We start from the raw sequence: 15,492 nt of genomic DNA, 5'->3' as shown, positions 1-15,492 counted from the left end.
ACCCCGACAACACCTTGGACCCGGCCACCGTGTGCTCCTGGCCGAGCAGCGACCCCCTCGCGTGCGGGCCGGGGCCGCCACGGGCCGCAGGGGTGCCGCCCGGGCGCCCCGCCGGACGGATCCGGAGGGGCCGGCATGGCCGGAAGCGCAGCCCTCGGGGGCAGTCCGGCTGGGGGCCGTGCCGACCGGGGCTGACCGGGGGATCCGCGCCGGTGGGCGTTGTCCACAGGCGCGACGCGGTGTCGGTGCTCGCCAGTAGGGTGTGAGACATGGCCGACCCCTCCAGCTACCGCCCCAGGCCGGGTGAGATCCCGGACTCCCCGGGGGTGTACAGGTTCCGTGACGAGCACCGCCGGGTGATCTACGTCGGAAAGGCGAAGAGCCTGCGCCAGCGCCTGGCGAACTACTTCCAGGACCTGGCGAACCTGCACCCGCGCACCCGGACGATGGTGACCACCGCCGCGTCCGTGGAGTGGACCGTGGTGTCCACGGAGGTCGAGGCGCTGCAGCTGGAGTACTCCTGGATCAAGGAGTACGACCCCCGGTTCAACGTCAAGTACCGCGACGACAAGAGCTACCCGTACCTCGCGGTGACGATGAACGAGGAGTTCCCGCGCGTCCAGGTGATGCGCGGTCACAAGAAGAAGGGCGTCAGGTACTTCGGCCCGTACGGCCACGCCTGGGCCATCCGGGACACCGTCGACCTGTTGCTGCGCGTCTTCCCGGTGCGCACCTGCTCGGCCGGCGTCTTCAAGAACGCCTCCCGCACCGGCCGCCCCTGCCTGCTCGGCTACATCGGCAAATGCTCCGCTCCCTGCGTCGCCCGGATCACCCCGGAGGACCACCGGGACCTGGCCGAGGAGTTCTGCGACTTCATGGCGGGCCGTACCGGCACCTACCTCCGCCGTCTGGAGAAGCAGATGATGGTGGCGGCCGAGGAGATGGAGTACGAGCGGGCCGCCCGCCTGCGCGACGACATCGAGGCCCTGAAGAAGGCCATGGAGAAGAGTGCGGTCGTCCTCGCCGACGCGACCGACGCCGACCTCATCGCCGTCGCCGAGGACGAGCTGGAGGCGGCCGTCCAGATCTTCCACGTGCGCGGCGGCCGGGTGCGCGGCCAGCGCGGCTGGGTGACCGACAAGGTCGAGGAGGTCACCACCGGCGCCCTCGTCGAGCACGCCCTGCAGCAGCTGTACGGCGAGGAGACGGGGGACGCAGTCCCCAAGGAGGTCCTGGTCCCGGCCCTGCCCGAGCCGGTCGAGCCGGTCCAGGAGTGGCTGACCGGCCGCCGCGGGTCGAACGTCTCGCTGCGCATCCCGCAGCGCGGTGACAAGAAGGCGCTCATGGAGACCGTGCAGCGCAACGCTCAGCAGGCCCTCGCCCTTCACAAGACCAAGCGCGCCTCCGACCTGACCACGCGCTCCCGGGCGCTGGAAGAGATCGCCGACGCCCTCGACCTGGACAGCGCCCCGCTGCGGATCGAGTGCTACGACATCTCGCACCTGCAGGGAGACGACGTGGTCGCCTCCATGGTCGTGTTCGAGGACGGCCTGCAGCGTAAGAGCGAGTACCGCCGCTTCCAGATCAAGGGCTTCGCCGGCCAGGACGACGTCCGCTCCATGCACGAGGTCATCACCCGACGCTTCAGGCGCTATCTCGCCGAGAAGGAGAAGACGGGGGAGTGGGCCGACGGCGAGGAGGCGCACACCGACGGCGAGCAGGTCCTCGGCGACGGCGATCCCCTCACCAGCTCCCTCAAGGACGATGACGGCCGCCCCAGGAAGTTCGCCTACCCGCCGCAGCTCGTCGTGGTCGACGGCGGCCAGCCGCAGGTCGCGGCGGCCCGCCGGGCGCTGGACGAGCTGGGCATCGACGACATCGCCGTGTGCGGCCTCGCCAAGCGCCTGGAGGAGGTCTGGGTGCCGGACGACGACGACCCGGTGGTCCTGCCCCGCACCAGCGAGGGCCTCTATCTGCTCCAGCGCGTGCGCGACGAGGCGCACCGCTTCGCGATCACCTACCAGCGCGCCAAGCGCGCCAAGCGTTTCCGCGCCGGCCCCCTGGACGACGTGCCCGGCCTTGGCGAGACCCGCAAACAGGCGCTCATCAAGCATTTCGGCTCGGTGAAGAAGCTGCGGTCCGCCACAATCGAGCAGATCCAGGAGGTGCCCGGGATAGGCCGGAAGACGGCCGAGACCATCGCAGCGGCCCTCGCCCAGGCGGCTCCGGCCGCACCCGCCGTGAACACGGCGACCGGAGAGATCATTGATGACGAGGAACCCGATACGACGGCGGGTTCCTCGGGGGAGCCCGTGTCCGCGGGTCTCCCGGACGAACGACGGGGGCAGGAGAGATGACCGAGCACGACGCACAGCCCACAGCGGACCGAGATCAGGCGGCCGCAGGGGAGCCGCAGCAGGCGGCTGAGGAAAACGGAGCACAGGTGAGTACGGATGCCACGCCGGCCGGGGCCCCCGAAGCGGCCATCCCCGAGCTGGTGATCATCTCCGGCATGTCCGGAGCGGGCCGGTCGACGGCCGCGAAGTGTCTGGAGGACCTCGGCTGGTTCGTCGTGGACAACCTCCCGCCCGCCCTGATCCCCACCATGGTGGAGCTGGGCGCCCGCTCGCAGGGCAACGTGGCGCGGATCGCGGTCGTCGTCGACGTCCGCGGGCGGCGGTTCTTCGACAACCTGCGCGAGTCCCTCGCCGACCTCGACAGCCGGGGCGTCACGCGCCGGATCGTCTTCCTGGAGTCCTCGGACGACGCCCTGGTGCGCCGCTTCGAGTCGGTGCGCCGCCCGCACCCCCTCCAGGGCGACGGCCGCATCGTCGACGGCATCGCCGCCGAGCGCGAGCTGCTGCGCGAGCTGCGCGGCGACGCCGACCTGGTGATCGACACCTCCAGCCTCAACGTGCACGAGCTGCGCGCCAAGATGGACGCCCAGTTCGCGGGCGAGGAGGAGCCCGAGCTGCGGGCCACCGTGATGTCCTTCGGCTTCAAGTACGGCCTGCCGGTCGACGCCGACCTCGTCGCGGACATGCGGTTCCTGCCCAACCCGCACTGGGTGCCGGAGCTGCGCCCGTACACCGGCCTCAACGAGGAGGTCGCCGCCTATGTCTTCAACCAGCCCGGCGCCAAGGAGTTCCTCGACCGCTACGCCGAGCTGCTGCGGCTCATCGCGGCCGGCTACCGGCGTGAGGGCAAGCGGTATGTGACCATCGCCATCGGCTGTACCGGCGGCAAGCACCGCTCGGTCGCGATGTCGGAGAAGCTCGCCGCGCGTCTCGCGGCCGAGGGCGTGGAGACGGTGCTCGTACACCGGGACATGGGACGGGAATGACGGAACGTACACCGCGGCTGAGCAGGCTGCGCCGGGTGGTGCCGGAGGGCCGTTCGAGCCGTGCCGCGGCCGACGCGCGGGCGGCTCGCCCCGCCGAGGTCCGCGGCGGCCGGGCCCGCCGGCGCGGCGCCCAGCCCAAGGTCGTCGCCCTCGGTGGCGGCATGGGCCTGTCCGCCTCGCTCGCCGCGCTGCGCCGGATCACCGGCGACCTCACCGCCGTCGTCACGGTGGCCGACGACGGCGGTTCCAGCGGGCGCCTGCGCGACGAGCTGGGCGTGCTCCCCCCGGGCGATCTGCGCAAGGCCCTGGCCGCGCTGTGCGGTGACGACGACTGGGGCCAGACCTGGGCCCGGGTCATCCAGCACCGCTTCCAGTCCCAGGGCGAGATGCACGGCCACGCGGTCGGCAACCTGCTGATCGTGGCCCTGTGGGAGCAGCTCGGCGACCACGTCCAGGCCCTGGACCTGGTCGGCAAGCTGCTCGGCGCGCACGGCCGCGTGCTGCCCATGTCCGCCGTGCCGCTGGAGCTGGAGGCCCTGGTCAAGGGGCACGACCCGGAGCGCCCGGAAGACGTGGACACCGTGCGCGGTCAGGCGACCGTCGCCCTCACCCCCGGTGAGGTGCAGTCCGTGCACCTCGTGCCGCACGACCCGCCCGCCGTCCCCGAGGCCGTCGCGGCGGTCCTGGACGCGGACTGGGTGGTGCTCGGCCCCGGCTCCTGGTTCTCCTCGGTCATCCCGCACCTGCTCGTCCCCGAGCTGCGGGACGCCCTCACCGAGACCAAGGCGCGCAAGGTCCTGTCCCTGAACCTCGCCCCGCAGCCCGGAGAAACCGAGGGCTTCTCCCCGCAGCGTCATTTGGAGGTTTTGGGGCGACACGCCCCTAAACTCGCCCTGGACGTGGTGCTGGCCGACGAGGCCGCGGTGCCCGACCGCGACTCGCTCACCGAGGCCGCCAAGCGGCTGGGAGCCGCGGTCGAGCTGGCGCCGGTGGCCCGGACCGACGGCAGCCCCCGGCACGACCCGGAGCTGCTGGCCGCCGCGTACGACCGTATTTTTCGGATGCATGGAAGGATCGGCCCATGGCGATGACGGCAGCGGTGAAGGACGAGATCTCCCGGCTCCCCGTCACCCGGACCTGCTGCAGGAAGGCGGAGGTCTCCGCCATTCTGCGGTTCGCCGGCGGCCTCCACCTGGTGAGCGGGCGCATCGTGATCGAGGCGGAGCTGGACACCGCGATGGCGGCCCGCCGGCTCAAGCGGGACATCCTGGAGATCTTCGGCCACAGTTCGGAACTGATCGTGATGGCGCCCGGCGGCCTGCGCCGCGGCTCGCGCTACGTGGTGCGCGTGGTCGCGGGCGGCGACCAGCTGGCCCGTCAGACCGGCCTGGTCGACGGCCGGGGCCGCCCGATCCGCGGCCTGCCCCCGCAGGTGGTCTCCGGAGCCACCTGTGACGCGGAGGCGGCCTGGCGCGGGGCCTTCCTGGCGCACGGCTCGCTGACCGAGCCCGGTCGCTCCTCCTCCCTGGAGGTGACCTGCCCGGGCCCGGAGGCCGCGCTCGCGCTGGTGGGCGCCGCCCGCAGGCTGTCCATCGCGGCGAAGGCCCGCGAGGTGCGCGGGGTGGACCGGGTCGTCGTACGCGACGGTGACGCGATCGGCGCCCTGCTGACCCGGCTCGGTGCGCACGAGTCCGTGCTGGCCTGGGAGGAGCGCCGGATGCGGCGCGAGGTGCGGGCCACCGCCAACCGGCTCGCCAACTTCGACGACGCCAACCTGCGCCGCTCGGCCCGCGCCGCCGTGGCCGCCGGCGCCCGCGTCCAGCGCGCCCTGGAGATCCTCGGAGACGAGGTGCCCGAGCACCTCGCGGCGGCGGGCCGGCTGCGCATGGAGCACAAGCAGGCCTCCCTGGAGGAGCTGGGTGCGCTCGCCGACCCGCCGCTGACCAAGGACGCGGTCGCCGGCCGGATCCGCCGTCTGCTGGCGATGGCCGACAAGCGCGCCGCCGACCTGGGCATCCCGAGCACGGAGGCCAACCTCAGCGAGGAGCTGGCGGACAACCTGGCGGGCTGACCCGAAGCACCGTCAATTCGCCGGTGCCGACGTCCATTCGGGTGGTCGGCACCGGCATTTGCGTGTCCATGAGGCGCCCTTGACTCGATCATGAAGTGACATGAGCCTGGCAACCTGTTCGCCGCTGTGGCGGACCACTGGTAGGGGGGTTCATGAGACACAGAGCGAGATCGATCCTCGCTGTCGGCGCGCTCCTGATCGGGGGAGCGAGCCTTGCACCCATCGCCCAGGCGCAGAGCGGAAGTCCCGCCCCGTCCGACCCCGACGCGGTCAAGGTCTTCCGGGCAGACGTCACCCAGAGACAGATTCCCCTGCTCCTCAAGGCCGGGCAGGACGGCCAGGAACTCGGCGAGCAGGTGGCCGGGCACGGGAAGAGCACCGTTGAGGTCTACCTCACCGACAAGCAGGCGAGGAAGCTCGAGAAGCAGGGCGTCCACCTCACCGAGCACGCCCTCTCGGCCAGGGCCGAGGCACGCGTCGAGGGCGCCGCCCAGAGCGTGTTCCGGCCCTACGGCGGGAGCGGAGGTCTGCAACAGGAGATCGTCCGGACCGGGCAGGCCCACCCCGGTCTCACCAAGGTCGAGTCGATCGGCAGGACGATCAACGGCCAGGACATCCTCGCGCTCAAACTGACCAGGAACGCGCAGAAGTCGAAGGACGGCTCCAAGCCGGCCGTGCTGTACATGTCCAACCAGCACGCCCGCGAGTGGATCACGCCGGAGATGACCCGGCGTCTGATGCACTACTACCTGGACAACTACAGGACGGACCGGCGCATCAAGAAGATCGTCGACTCCACCGAGCTGTGGTTCGTCCTGTCGGCCAACCCCGACGGCTACGACTACACGTTCAAGGACTCCACCACCCGCCTGTGGCGCAAGAACCTGCGGGACGTCAATGGCGACGGCGTCATCAGCACGGGTGACGGCGTCGACCTCAACCGCAACTTCCCCTACAAGTGGGGCTACGACGACGAGGGTTCGTCCCCGAACCCCACCAGCCAGACCTACCGCGGCGCGAGCCCCGAGTCCGAGCCGGAGACCAAGGCCCTCGATGCCTTCGAGAAGCGCATCGGTTTCACGTACGCCATCAACTACCACTCCGCCGCCGAACTCCTCCTCTACGGCGTCGGCTGGCAGGTCGCCACGCCGACCCCGGACGACGTGCTCTACAAGGCGCTCGCCGGCACGCCCGACAACCCGGCGATCCCGGGCTACCGTTCGCAGGTCTCCTCGGAGCTGTACACCACCAACGGCGAAGCGGACGGCCACGCCTCGAACGTCAACGGCATGGCGATGTTCACCCCCGAGATGTCGACCTGTGAGACCGCGTCGAACATCGACCCGAACGACGCCTGGAAGCCCGACGACTGCCAGTCGGTCTTCAACTTCCCCGACGACGAGAAGCTGATCCAGCAGGAGTTCGAGAAGAACGTCCCGTTCGCGCTCTCCGTCGCCGAGACCGCCGCCCGCCCCGACCGGCCGGCCTCCTCGGTCGGTCTGAGCGCCGCCGACTTCACCCCGGCCGCGTTCTCCACGTCGTACGCGCGGGGCGCGGACCAGGAGGTCTCGGTCGTCGTACGCAAGGCCGTGCGCGACAAGGAGCTCAAGTACCGCGTCAACGGCGGCCGTACGTGGGACCAGAGGCTTCGGCACTGGAAGGGCGGCGAGACCTACGGCGGCGAGGACAACCTCTACTTCGACGAGTACCGGGCCAAGGTCCAGGACGGTGAACCGGGCGACAAGGTCGAGGTGTGGTTCACCGGTGAGACGAGGAGCGGCAAGAAGGTCTCCAGCTCCCGCTTCACGTACACCATCGCCGCGCGGCCCAAGGCCGACACCCTCGTCGTTGCCGAGGAGGGCGCGGCCGCGGCACAGGCGCAGAAGTACGTGGACGCGCTGAAGGCGGCCGGGCACCGGGCCATCGTCTGGGACGTCGCCACCCAGGGCGTGCCCGACGCGCTCGGCGTGCTGGGGCACTTCAGGACCGTCGTGCACTACTCGGGCGCGAACGGCCCGGGCAACGCCACCCAGCTCCAGCTGCGCGCCTATCTCAACGAGGGCGGCCGGCTGATCGAGGCCGGCGAGCTGGCCGGTGGCAGCGTCGACCTCGGCGACGGCACCCTCTCGGACGACTTCAGCCAGTACTACCTGGGCGCCTACAGCCGTACGTCGACCAAGGGGGCCACCGCCTTCACCGGCTCCGGCGGCCTCGACGGCTACACCGGTGCCCTCGGTGACGTGCCCGGCAACCCGCTCGACAAGGCCGGCACCTACGGCGTCACCTCGGACGAGCTGCCCGCCGCCACGTACCCGCAGTTCAAGAGCGCGGGCGCGGGCCGGTTCGCCGGGACCGTCAGTCCGTACGGCCCGTACTCCGGCTCCTACATGGCCGCGGCCCTGCACACCGACGACGCCTACAAGCGCCTCACCCGCACCATCGACCTCACCAGGGTCAGCGCGGCCGACCAGCCGGCCCTGCGCACCCGGCTGTTGTGGGACACCGAGCCCGGCTACGACCACGCGGTCGTCGAGGCTCACACCGTGGGCGCCGACGACTGGACGACCCTCCCCGAGGCCGGCGGCGCCACGAAGACTGCCGTACCGGCCGAATGCGGGGCGGGGTTCCTGATCGGCGAGCACCCCTGGCTCAGGCACTACCTCACGCTCGCGGACAACGCCTGCACCGCGACCGGCACCACCGGTTCGTGGCACAGCCTCACCGGCAGCTCCGGCGGCTGGCAGCAGGTGAGTTTCGACCTGAGCGCGTACGCCGGCAAGTCCGTGGAGGTCTCGGTCAGCTACATCACCGACCCGGGCAGCGGCGGGCACGGTGTCCTCGTCGACGACGCCTCGCTCATGGTCGGCGGCACGGCGAAGGAGACCGAGGGCTTCGAGTCGTCCCTGGGCGCCTGGAAGCAGGCCGGACCGCCCGCGGGCAGCCCGGCGGTCCTGAAGGACTGGACGCGCACCGGAACGCTCTTCCAGACGTACGGAGCGGTCACCACCGCGGACACCGTTCTGCTCGGCTTCGGCCTGGAACAGGTGCCGTCGGCGGCCGACCGGGCGGCCTTGCTGAGGAAGGCGTTCGCCTCGCTCGACAGATGAGACAGCCGTATTCAACATGTGAGCGGGACCCCCACTCAACGGTGCGCGAAAACGGCACTCATCAGGTGAGCCGACCCGCTCACGAACGAGTGAAAAGAGCGCCAACGGGCGGCGGCATTACGTAACAAAGAGCGGCAAAACGACCGCCGATCCGAGGTGGTCCGTACCCTACTGGCCGGTACGGACCGCCTGCCCTTTTATGCGGCATCTCGATGTCACTGCGGGGCCCCCAGAGGGGTAGGGTCGGGGGTGGTCGGGGACATCCCAAATACAGCTCGCCGGCACCGCATGGCCGGCGTACCAACGAGGAGATCGGTTCGTGACGATCCGCGTAGGCATCAACGGCTTCGGCCGTATCGGGCGTAACTACTTCCGCGCACTGCTGGAGCAGGGTGCCGACATCGAGGTTGTGGCTGTCAACGACCTGGGTGACACCGCGACCACCGCTCACCTGCTTAAGTACGACACCATCCTGGGCCGTCTGAAGCAGGAGGTGTCCCACACCGCCGACACCATCACCGTCGACGGTCACACCATCAAGGTGCTCTCCGAGCGCAACCCGGCCGACATCCCCTGGGGCCAGCTGGGCGTCGACATCGTCATCGAGTCGACCGGCATCTTCACCAAGAAGGAAGACGCCGCGAAGCACATCGCCGGCGGCGCCAAGAAGGTCCTCATCTCGGCTCCGGCCTCCGGCGAGGACATCACCATCGTGATGGGCGTCAACCAGGACAAGTACGACCCGGCGAACCACCACGTCATCTCCAACGCCTCCTGCACCACCAACTGTGTGGCGCCGATGGCGAAGGTCCTCGACGAGAACTTCGGCATCGTCAAGGGTCTGATGACCACGGTGCACGCGTACACGAACGACCAGCGCATCCTCGACTTCCCGCACAAGGACCTGCGCCGCGCCCGTGCCGCCGCCGAGAACATCATCCCGACCACCACCGGTGCCGCCAAGGCCACCGCCCTGGTCCTCCCGCAGCTCAAGGGCAAGCTGGACGGCATCGCCATGCGCGTCCCGGTCCCCACCGGCTCGGTCACCGACCTCGTCCTGGAGCTCGGCCGCGAGGTCACCAAGGAAGAGATCAACGCCGCCTTCCAGAAGGCCGCCGAGGGCGAGCTCAAGGGCATCCTGGAGTACACCGAGGACCCGATCGTCTCCTCCGACATCGTCAACGCCCCGGCGTCCTGCACCTTCGACTCCTCCCTGACCATGGTCCAGGAGGGCAAGAACGTGAAGGTCATCGGTTGGTACGACAACGAGTGGGGCTACTCCAACCGCCTCGTGGACCTGACGGTCTTCGTCGGCAACCAGCTCTGATCGGCCGTAGCAGGCAGCTGATGCGTCACGCAGGGCTCGGGCAGCGCACCGTCGCGCTGCCCGAGCCCTGACGCGCGTGCAGGCCGCCCCGGCCGACCTGCGAAGATCGGCCCTCGTAGGAACAAGAGCCCTCAGGAGTCCCCTCTCATGAAGACCATCGACGAACTTCTCTCCGCGGGCGTGGACGGCAAGCGGGTCTTCGTCCGTGCCGACCTCAACGTCCCGCTCGCCGACGGCGTCATCACCGACGACGGCCGTATCCGAGCCGTCCTGCCCACCGTCAAGGCCCTCGCCGACGCGGGCGCCAAGGTGGTCGTCGCCTCGCACCTGGGCCGTCCCAAGGGCGCCCCGGACCCCGCCTTCTCGCTGCTGCCCGCCGCCGAACGGCTCGGTGAACTCCTCGGCACGCCGGTCGCGTTCGCCCAGGACACTGTCGGCCCCGCCGCCCACGACGCCGTGGACGGACTGCAGCCCGGCCAGGTCGCGGTCATCGAGAACCTGCGCTTCAACGCCGGCGAGACCTCCAAGGACGACACCGAGCGCGGCGAGTTCGCCGACCGGCTGGCTGCCCTCGCCGACGTCTACGTCGGTGACGGCTTCGGCGCGGTGCACCGCAAGCACGCCTCGGTCTACGACCTCCCGGCCCGCCTGCCGCACTACGCCGGCTACCTGATCGCCACCGAGGTCGGCGTCCTGAAGAAGCTCACCGAGGACGTCAAGCGCCCCTACGTCGTCGCGCTCGGCGGCGCCAAGGTCTCCGACAAGCTCGCCGTCATCGACGAGCTGCTCGGCAAGGCCGACCGCCTGCTCATCGGCGGCGGCATGGCCTACACCTTCCTCAAGGCCAAGGGCCACGAGGTCGGCATCTCCCTCCTCCAGGAGGACCAGGTCCCGGCCGTCACCGAGTACATGGAGCGCGCGGAGAAGAGCGGCGTCGAGCTGGTCCTCCCCGTCGACGTCCTCGTCTCGACCGAGTTCCCGGACCTGAAGACGAAGGCTCCCGCCAACCCCACGACCGTCGCCGCGGACGCCATCCCCGCCGACCAGGAGGGCCTGGACATCGGTCCGGAGACCCGCAAGCTGTACGCCTCGAAGCTCGCCGACGCCGCGACCGTCTTCTGGAACGGTCCCATGGGCGTCTTCGAGCACCCCGACTACGCCGAGGGCACCAAGGCGGTCGCCCAGGCCCTCGTCGAATCGGACGGCTTCACCGTCGTCGGCGGCGGTGACTCCGCCGCGGCCGTGCGTACGCTCGGCTTCGACGAGAAGGCATTCGGCCACATCTCGACCGGTGGCGGCGCCTCCCTCGAATACCTCGAGGGCAAGACGCTCCCCGGCCTCGCCGCACTGGAGGACTGACCTCAATGGCTGCATCTAATGTTTCTGGGCGCACGCCGCTGATGGCGGGCAACTGGAAGATGAACCTCAACCACCTCGAGGCCATCGCGCACGTCCAGAAGCTCGCCTTCGCCCTGGCCGACAAGGACTACGAGGCCGTCGAGGTCGCCGTCCTGCCGCCCTTCACCGACCTGCGCTCCGTGCAGACCCTGGTCGACGGCGACAAGCTCAAGATCAAGTACGGTGCCCAGGACATCTCGCAGTACGACTCCGGTGCCTACACCGGCGAGATCTCCGGCCCGATGCTGGCCAAGCTGAAGTGCACGTACGTGGTGATCGGTCACTCCGAGCGCCGTCAGTACCACAACGAGACCGACGAGCTGGTGAACGCCAAGGTCAAGGCCGCCTACAAGCACGGCCTGACCCCGATCCTGTGCGTCGGCGAGGAGCTGGACGTCCGCGAGGCGGGCAACCACGTCACGCACACCCTCACCCAGGTCGAGGGCGGCCTGAAGGACCTCCCGGCCGAGCAGGCCGAGACCGTCGTGATCGCCTACGAGCCCGTCTGGGCCATCGGCACCGGCAAGGTCTGCGGCGCCGAGGACGCCCAGGAGGTCTGCGCCGCCATCCGCGCCAAGATCGCCGAGCTGTACTCCCAGGAGCTGGCCGACCAGGTCCGCATCCAGTACGGCGGCTCCGTGAAGTCCGGCAACGTCGCCGAGATCATGGCGCAGGCCGACATCGACGGCGCCCTGGTGGGCGGCGCCTCGCTGGACGCCGACGAGTTCGTCAAGATCGTGCGCTTCCGCGACCAGTGAGTATGCGCTAGACGCGATCCGTCGTACCCTGGCGGGGGCACAGCCGTGGTGCTGTGTCCCCGTCGTTTATCCGAATCCGAGGAAGTTGGTCCAGCCGTGGTTTTGGGGTTCTCGATCGCCCTGATCGTCTTCAGCCTGCTGATGATGCTGCTGGTGCTGATGCACAAGGGGAAGGGCGGCGGCCTCTCCGACATGTTCGGTGGCGGCATGCAGTCGTCCGTCGGTGGTTCCTCGGTCGCCGAGCGCAACCTCGACCGCATCACCATCGTGGTCGGTCTGCTGTGGTTCGCGTGCATCGTCGTCCTCGGCATCCTGATGAAGACGAACAGCTGATCGACGTCTCGCAAGCACATACATTCCGTACGTAAGGCCCCATGTTCGGTACGCGCTCCTGAGCGCGGCCTATCATGGGGCTTGCGTCTAGATGTGGGGGCTGTAACTCCAATCACTGGACGCGCGTTGGGCCTTACGTAGACTGAGGCGCTCGCGGCGAAGCGGAACGCCGACTCGCTTCGCGGCACCATCACGCAGGGAGTTACACCGTGGCAAGTGGCAACGCGATCCGGGGAAGCCGGGTCGGGGCGGGGCCGATGGGCGAGGCCGAGCGCGGCGAGTCCGCGCCGCGTCTGCGCATCTCCTTCTGGTGCTCCAACGGGCACGAGACGCAGCCGAGCTTCGCCAGCGACGCACAGGTGCCCGAGACCTGGGACTGCCCGCGCTGCGGCTTCCCGGCCGGCCAGGACCGGGACAACCCGCCGGACCCGCCGCGCACCGAGCCGTACAAGACGCACCTCGCGTACGTACGGGAGCGGCGCAGCGACGCGGACGGCGAGGCGATCCTCGCGGAGGCGCTCGCGAAACTGCGCGGCGAGATCTAGGACTTGTCATCGGCCGGGTGCCCCACGGTGCCTGGCCGAAGCCGTTCCTCCCCGCACGTCCGGCCGACTGTCAGTGGCACCCCCTACGGTTTTCGTGAAGGCGTGAACCGCGAGGGGGAGTTGTGACGGGGGTCGAGGTGGCGGCGTCAGGTGCGCCCGCGTGGCGCGGGGGATTCGGGCGGCTGTGGAGTGCCGCGGTGCTCTCCAGCTTCGGTGACGCACTGCGTACGGCCGCGCTGCCGCTGCTGGCCGCCTCGCTGACCGACGAGCCCCTGCTCATCGCTTCGGTCACCGCCTGCGGCTATCTGCCCTGGATCGTCTTCGGGCTGCTCGGCGGCGCCGTCGCCGACCGGGTGGACCAGCGGCGGGCCATGTGGACGGTGGACGCGCTGCGGGGCCTGCTGGTCGCGGGCTTCGCGGTGGCCGTCGCCCTGGGGCGGGCCTCGATCGGCCTGCTGATCCTGCTGGCCTTCACCCTGACCACGCTCCAGACGCTGTTCGACAACGCGTCGACGGCCCTGCTGCCCGCCCTGGTGGAGACCAAGGTCCTCGGCAGCGCGAACGCCCGGCTGATGACCGGACAGCGGATCGCCGGCGGACTGCTCGGCGCGCCGGCCGTGCCGCTGCTGATCGCCGCCGGGGCAGCCCTCCCCTTCGCCGTCGACGCGGCCACGTTCCTGGTGGCCGCCGCCCTGGTCGCCACCCTCCCGGTCACCCGGCGGGCGGCCGGCCCCGGGGGCGGCACCCTGCGCCGGGACATAGCGGACGGACTGCGCACGCTGTGGCGCGACGGCGCCCTGCGCGGACTGTGTGCCGCCACCGCCCTGTGCAACATCGGCATGGGCGCACTGCTCGCCACCCTGGTCGTCCTGGTCACCGGCTGGCTGGACGCGGGACCCGCGGGATTCGCGGCGGCGGGCACCGCCGTCACCCTGGGCAACCTGGCCGGCGGGCTGGTGAACGGCCGGCTGGTGGACCGCCTCGGCCGGACGGGCGCCGTCCTGCTCGCCGGCGCGGTGCAGACCGGGGCGCTCGTCGTCATGGGCACCGTGCGCAGCCTGGCCGTGCTGGTGGGGGCGCTCGCCGTCTTCGGGGTCATGGGCATGGTGTGGAACGTGAACACGACGACCCTGATGCAGGAGCGCAGCCCCGCCGAGCTGCTCGGCCGGGTCGCCGCGGCCTTCCGGACCCTGGCCTGCGCCGGAGTACCCCTGGGTGCCCTGCTGGGCGGCGCCGTCGCGACCGCCTGGGGCCGCAACACCCCGCCGCTGCTCACCGCCGGCTTCTTCGTCCTCGCCGTCATCGCGCTGATACCCGCGCGCAAGCCGGACGTACCTGTTGTTGCCCCGCGGGACGGCGCCGCGACAGCTCACGGCACCCGCTGATCAACTAGGTTGGAACCGGCAGCGGGGCAAGGTACGCAGCAGGACAGTTGCAGGAAAGAAGGCTGAAGTCGGATATGAACGCAGACGGACGTACCAGGCTCAACCAGACGCCCGAGTGGACCGCTCTCACCAAGCACCGGGAGGAGCTGGCCGACACCCGTCTGCGGGAGCTGTTCGCCGCCGATCCGGAGCGTGGCGCCGGGTACACCCTGCAGGTCGGTGACCTGTACATCGACTACTCGAAGCACCTGGTCACCGACGAGACCTTGCGGCTGCTGCGCGAGCTGGCCGCCGCGACGGACGTGTTCGGCCTGCGGGACGCCATGTTCCGCGGCGAGAAGATCAACGTCACCGAGAACCGGGCGGTGTTGCACACCGCGCTGCGCGCCCCGCGGGACGCGGTGATCGAGGTCGACGGGGAGAACGTCGTCCCGGCCGTGCACGCCGTGCTGGACAAGATGAGCGACTTCGCCGGGCGTGTGCGTTCGGGTGCGTGGACGGGGCACACCGGCAAGCGCATCAAGAACGTGATCAACGTCGGCATCGGCGGCTCCGATCTCGGTCCCGCGATGGCCTACGAGGTGCTGCGCAGCTTCACCGACCGCGACCTCACCGTCCGCTTCGTCTCCAACGTGGACGGCGCCGACCTGCACGAGGCCACCCGCGACCTGGACCCGGCCGAGACGCTGTTCGTCATCGCCTCCAAGACCTTCACCACCATCGAGACGATCACCAACGCGACCTCGGCCCGGAAGTGGCTGCTGGACGCGCTCGGTGCCGAGTCCGCCGTGGCCAAGCACTTCGTGGCCCTGTCGACGAACGCCGAGAAGGTCGCCGAGTTCGGCATCGACACGGCCAACATGTTCGAGTTCTGGGACTGGGTCGGCGGCCGCTACTCCTACGACTCCGCGATCGGCCTGTCCCTGATGATCGCGATCGGTCCCGACCGCTTCCGGGAGATGCTCGACGGCTTCCGCCTGATCGACGACCACTTCCGCACCGCGCCCGCCGAGTCCAACGTGCCGCTCCTGCTGGGCCTGTTGGGCATCTGGTACGACAACTTCCACGACGCCCAGTCGCACGCGGTGCTGCCGTACAGCCACTACCTCTCCAAGTTCACCGCCTATCTCCAGCAGCTGGACATGGAGTCCAACGGCAAGTACGTGGCGCGGGACGGGGGGCAGGTCGAGTGGCAGACCGGTCCGGTGGTGTGGGGCACGCCCGG

The 15,492-nt window shown here is 70.2% G+C and carries 12 protein-coding genes; all 12 read left to right on the top strand.

All coding sequences use genetic code 11. The features are described from left to right. Positions 1-269: 269 nt before the first annotated feature. Positions 270-2,357 (top strand): excinuclease ABC subunit UvrC, encoded by a 2,088-nt coding sequence (gene uvrC / locus ACWC5O_RS40140; protein WP_450591538.1) that lies wholly within the window; start codon positions 270-272, stop codon positions 2,355-2,357. Continuing rightward, a complete protein-coding gene (gene rapZ, locus ACWC5O_RS40135) occupies positions 2,354-3,343 on the top strand; it encodes an RNase adapter RapZ (RefSeq protein ID WP_450591539.1) in 990 nt (329 codons plus the stop codon). The genes uvrC and rapZ overlap by 4 nt, the downstream gene beginning before the upstream one ends. Further along, positions 3,340-4,434: a gluconeogenesis factor YvcK family protein gene (locus ACWC5O_RS40130; protein ID WP_450591541.1), complete on the top strand. Its 1,095-nt coding sequence runs from the start codon at positions 3,340-3,342 to the stop codon at positions 4,432-4,434. The genes rapZ and ACWC5O_RS40130 overlap by 4 nt, the downstream gene beginning before the upstream one ends. Continuing rightward, the gene (whiA, locus tag ACWC5O_RS40125) at positions 4,425-5,414 is read left to right on the top strand and encodes a DNA-binding protein WhiA (RefSeq protein WP_071381536.1); all 990 of its coding nucleotides are present in this window, start codon (positions 4,425-4,427) and stop codon (positions 5,412-5,414) included. Before ACWC5O_RS40130 ends, whiA begins: the two co-directional genes overlap by 10 nt. A gap of 152 nt (positions 5,415-5,566) precedes the next feature. Beyond that, positions 5,567-8,521: a M14 family zinc carboxypeptidase gene (locus ACWC5O_RS40120; protein WP_450591543.1), complete on the top strand. Its 2,955-nt coding sequence runs from the start codon at positions 5,567-5,569 to the stop codon at positions 8,519-8,521. Positions 8,522-8,840: 319 nt separating this feature from the next. Next, complete coding sequence (gene gap / locus ACWC5O_RS40115; RefSeq protein ID WP_450591545.1) at positions 8,841-9,848, top strand: type I glyceraldehyde-3-phosphate dehydrogenase; 1,008 nt, start codon at positions 8,841-8,843, stop codon at positions 9,846-9,848. A gap of 147 nt (positions 9,849-9,995) precedes the next feature. After that, a complete protein-coding gene (locus ACWC5O_RS40110; RefSeq protein WP_450591546.1) occupies positions 9,996-11,207 on the top strand; it encodes a phosphoglycerate kinase in 1,212 nt (403 codons plus the stop codon). Between the two features lie 41 nt (positions 11,208-11,248). Further along, on the top strand, positions 11,249-12,004 hold the full coding sequence (gene tpiA / locus ACWC5O_RS40105; protein WP_450591549.1) for a triose-phosphate isomerase: 756 nt from the start codon (positions 11,249-11,251) through the stop codon (positions 12,002-12,004). Positions 12,005-12,106: 102 nt separating this feature from the next. Then, positions 12,107-12,337 (top strand): preprotein translocase subunit SecG, encoded by a 231-nt coding sequence (gene secG, locus ACWC5O_RS40100; RefSeq protein ID WP_450591550.1) that lies wholly within the window; start codon positions 12,107-12,109, stop codon positions 12,335-12,337. A gap of 257 nt (positions 12,338-12,594) precedes the next feature. Then, the gene (locus tag ACWC5O_RS40095) at positions 12,595-12,882 is read left to right on the top strand and encodes an RNA polymerase-binding protein RbpA (protein WP_007448238.1); all 288 of its coding nucleotides are present in this window, start codon (positions 12,595-12,597) and stop codon (positions 12,880-12,882) included. 122 nt (positions 12,883-13,004) lie between these two features. Next, positions 13,005-14,267 (top strand): MFS transporter, encoded by a 1,263-nt coding sequence (locus ACWC5O_RS40090; RefSeq protein ID WP_450591547.1) that lies wholly within the window; start codon positions 13,005-13,007, stop codon positions 14,265-14,267. A 74-nt stretch (positions 14,268-14,341) separates the two neighbouring features. Continuing rightward, positions 14,342-15,492: glucose-6-phosphate isomerase (pgi, locus tag ACWC5O_RS40085; RefSeq protein ID WP_450781200.1), on the top strand; the 1,151-nt coding region annotated here is incomplete at its 3' end.

Source organism: Streptomyces sp. NPDC001450 (assembly GCF_053597295.1).
Note: the sequence above shows the minus strand (reverse complement) of the source record. Positions and strands in the feature narration are given on the sequence as shown.